This is a genomic window from Desulfogranum marinum, assembly GCF_016918565.1.
Lineage (GTDB): Bacteria > Desulfobacterota > Desulfobulbia > Desulfobulbales > Desulfobulbaceae > Desulfogranum > Desulfogranum marinum.
This window is the reverse complement of the sequence record NZ_JAFFQD010000102.1, coordinates 1-3439: the sequence shown is the minus strand read 5'-3', so window position 1 is coordinate 3439 and position 3439 is coordinate 1. Positions and strand designations below refer to the sequence as shown.

The 3439-nt window shown below is 47.3% G+C and carries 2 protein-coding genes; one reads left to right on the top strand and one right to left on the bottom strand.

Annotated features, from left to right (window positions below):
- The first annotated feature begins 183 nt into the window (after positions 1–183).
- Positions 184–2676, top strand: a complete 2493-nt coding sequence (locus JWH17_RS22925; protein ID WP_205225030.1) for a cation:proton antiporter — start codon at positions 184–186, stop codon at positions 2674–2676.
- 229 nt (positions 2677–2905) lie between these two features.
- Here the strand turns inward: JWH17_RS22925 and JWH17_RS22920 are convergent, their stop codons facing one another.
- Positions 2906–3190, bottom strand: coding sequence for a hypothetical protein (locus JWH17_RS22920; RefSeq protein ID WP_205225029.1), 285 nt, complete (start codon positions 3188–3190; stop codon positions 2906–2908).
- Positions 3191–3439 lie beyond the last annotated feature (249 nt).

Sequence of the window (3439 nt, the reverse complement as noted above, 5' to 3'; positions counted from 1 at the left end):
TGTTCTCATTTCAGCAGCTCACAACCAAGAAACTGCACGCCAGAAAGACGTTGCCTGGTAAAGGTAATAGAAGCAGAGGCTTATCGAGACTCATTTGAGGCAAGATGGCTTACTCTGGGAACTGCTGTCCGGTAACAAACATTACAGGAGTCTTCAGGACTAACTACTGCAAAAAGAGAGCTTATGGAACATCATTCAGGTGTTTTTGTCCTCCTCTTTGTCATTGTTTCTCTCTTTACAGGTGCTCTTCTACGGCATAGTCTCAAAAATATAGCGTTTCCGTATACGGTCGCCCTTCTGGTGCTAGGGCTCTCTCTGGGCTTGGCGGAACGTAGCGGTGTTTTTCCTGAAAATTTTGAGTTGCTTGGTCACGCCCTTCAGCTAGTTGTGCGGATTGACCCGCACCTGATCATGTTTCTTTTCCTTCCTACCCTTATTTTTGAATCGGCCTTTGCCATGGAGGTACATCTCTTTCGCAGAGCTTTTTTACAAATCGCCATCCTCGCAACACCCGGCCTGCTCGTCAGTATTTTGTTGACAGCCATCCTCGCCAAACTGTTTTTCCCGTGGAACTGGAGCTGGCCGGCTGCTCTGCTTTTCGGCTCCCTCATCAGTGCCACCGACCCCGTGGCAGTGGTAGCACTCCTCAAAGAATTGAGTTCAAGGAAACGGCTGGAAACGCTCCTGGAAGGGGAGTCACTCATGAACGACGGTACAGCTATCGTCTTTTTTGCGCTCTTCTATCACCTTATTCTGGACGGTACCCCGCAGGAGACTTCATGGGGCCTGTTTTCATTTGTTGGCTGGCAGTTTTTGTGGGGTGTCAGTATTGGGCTCTTGGTCGGTCTTGCCTTCGGTACGTTGGCTATGGTGCTCATCGGTAAGGTGTTTAAAGACGCAATGGTGGAAATTACAATTTCCGTGGCCGTTGCCTATCTCGCCTTTCTGGTGGCGGAAACTATTTTTCATGTTTCCGGTGTCATGGCTGTCGTGGCCTTGGCTCTGCTTTTGGCAGGGGTGGGAAAAACTCGTATTTCACCTGAAATCTCAGAGTTCCTCCATCATTTTTGGGAGATGATGGCCTATATAGCAAATACGATCATCTTTCTATTGGTCGGGCTTATCATTGCCCTACGCGTTAAGCTGGACTCTCCCGAGTCATGGAAAGCCCTGTTTATTTTGTTTGCCGGCATTCTGCTCATACGAGCTTTCTCCATTTCTCTTTTTCTCCCTATTTTGAAACATATCGGTATCGGTATTAATTTCAAAAAAGCAGTTGTCCTCTCCTGGGGAGGTCTGCGTGGTGCTGTTGCTCTTACCCTGGCACTCACCGTTGCGCAAGATCAGCGAATGCCGACGGAATTGGGAGAGCAAATACTTTTTTTAACAGCCGGCATAGTTGTCCTTACTTTGCTGGTAAACGGCACGACCATGCGCCTGTTACTTCAATGGCTGGACTTGAGCAAATTACCGCCAGCCAAACAAACCACAGTTGACAGGGCAAAGGACCGGATAGAGCAGGAGATGGCCATACTCCTACCCCGTCTCAAAAAAGATGGTTTTTTCCAGGGGGCAGACTGGAATCTTATCGACCAGCAAATTAGTATGGAAGGAACGAATAGAAAGGGTAATGTTGTGGAAGCTCAATCGGCCACAGCAGCAGAACTTGATTGTGAGTTCAGGCGCCGGCTGCTTGAAGCTGAGCGAAAAAACTATTGGTTGCAGTTTAAACAGGGATTGCTGGGGGGAGCGGCAACCCATGTTCTGGTGGATGCTGTTGAAAGGGCTCTTGATCAAGCACCGACAATAACACCGCGACCCCTGCTTCATAAATTATGGGAAAAACCTACTCTTCTTCGTTGCCTTGAAAAACTTCCTCTGGTAAGAGAAATTGCACTCTCAGGCTCTTTTGATCGCCTTGCGCTGGGTTATGACGTGGCTCGGGGATTTATCCATGCCCAGGATGCCAATACAGCGTTGATAGACCAACTCGCCCCCTCGCCTGAATCAGGAGAAGCAGTCAGGCAAGACATCCTGAAGAACAAGAGCGATACCTATGGTCGGATCGAACAGTTGCGGCAAACCTTTCCCGAAGTCATTGTTGCTCTGGAAACCAGAGCCGCCTGTCGCTCTCTCCTCAACAGACAGCGCGGTGTAATCGATGGGCTCATTGATGCAGGCTTACTGGATACGGCTGAAGCAGACAAATTGCTGCAAAATGTTGATGAACGATTAAAACAACTGCGCCATTCTCCGACAAAGATAGAAGTCCCAGGTCCCGGAAACCTGCTTGAACAGGCTGTCTGGCTTAATAATGTGAGTCCCGGGACCCGCAACCGTTTACTTTCAACAATAGAGGTTCGTATCCATTCACAGGGAGAAATTCTTTTACAGCAGGGAGAACCTGAAGGGTCAATGGCTGTTGTAGTACGCGGATCGGTAGAACTACTCAAACAAAGAACGGATAGAGAAGAAATAGAGGATATACTTGGGCCGGGATCGGTATTAGGGATATATAATTCATTAACCGGAAAAAATGACAAGACGGTTCGAGCCCATGGCCCTGTCGAAATCCTGTGGCTTAATAAATCAGTTCTACAAGATCTATTAGTTCAAGATTCTGTTTTGATAAAAAACCTGAACTGTTTGTATGACGAAGGGCGAACCATCAGCTGAGTATGTAGAAGTTGGTACTGTAATCGGTCGACACGCCTACTGAAGCCACTGATAAATACTACATGATTCGTGAAACCAAGATCGTTTTCACCTACCTGCACATTAAAAGGGCACCCCACGGAGTCTCCCGTTGTTCGATTACCTCTTCGGACGTGCAGGATTTAGGTGGAAAGCTAAACAGTACAGTCCGCTCAGTTTTCAGAAACCTCAAGCATGTATATACGCTCGACTATTGGTTGGTTAATGCGCCGATTGCTGCCGCGCAGATCGCCACTGGTGCTTGCGGATATTCGGCTGAAAAAACTTCGCCATCCTTGACGAAATTCGCACACCACAGGGACTCGGTCAGGCTTTTGGGGCAGAGATCTTTAAGTTGAAAGGCAAAGCCTTTGACTTCCATAATCTTGGTCAGGTCCAGAGCCGCATTAAGGTCATAAGTCGCGTGAGTGGGAATTGTCCCGTCGAGGAGCAGTTTGAGTTGTTTTTCCAGTCTTTCGAATATGGTTTCGGACATTATAGTCTCCAATATGAGAAGGTCTCCAATATGAGAAGGTTTCCAAAGTAGCGGTTTCATCTGCTCCATTTGGCTTGTTAAGATTTATAGGAGATATCTGGACTTTTGGAAATCAGAAATTCACAGTTTGTATACGTAACAACCCTGTTTTTTCCTGTTGATTTAGATGGTTACCTACAGCTAATTTTTCTCATTATATCCTTGTAAGTCAAGATTTATCTCCGAACTGAGCGGAGTCAGAGGCCGCTT

What these genes read in the sequence shown, in the direction of transcription:
- JWH17_RS22925 (WP_205225030.1), top strand. Translation starts at nt 184, where the DNA reads ATGGAACATCATTCAGGTGTTTTTGTCCTCCTCTTTGTCATTGTTTCT.
- JWH17_RS22920 (WP_205225029.1), bottom strand. Translation starts at nt 3,190, where the DNA reads ATGTCCGAAACCATATTCGAAAGACTGGAAAAACAACTCAAACTGCTC.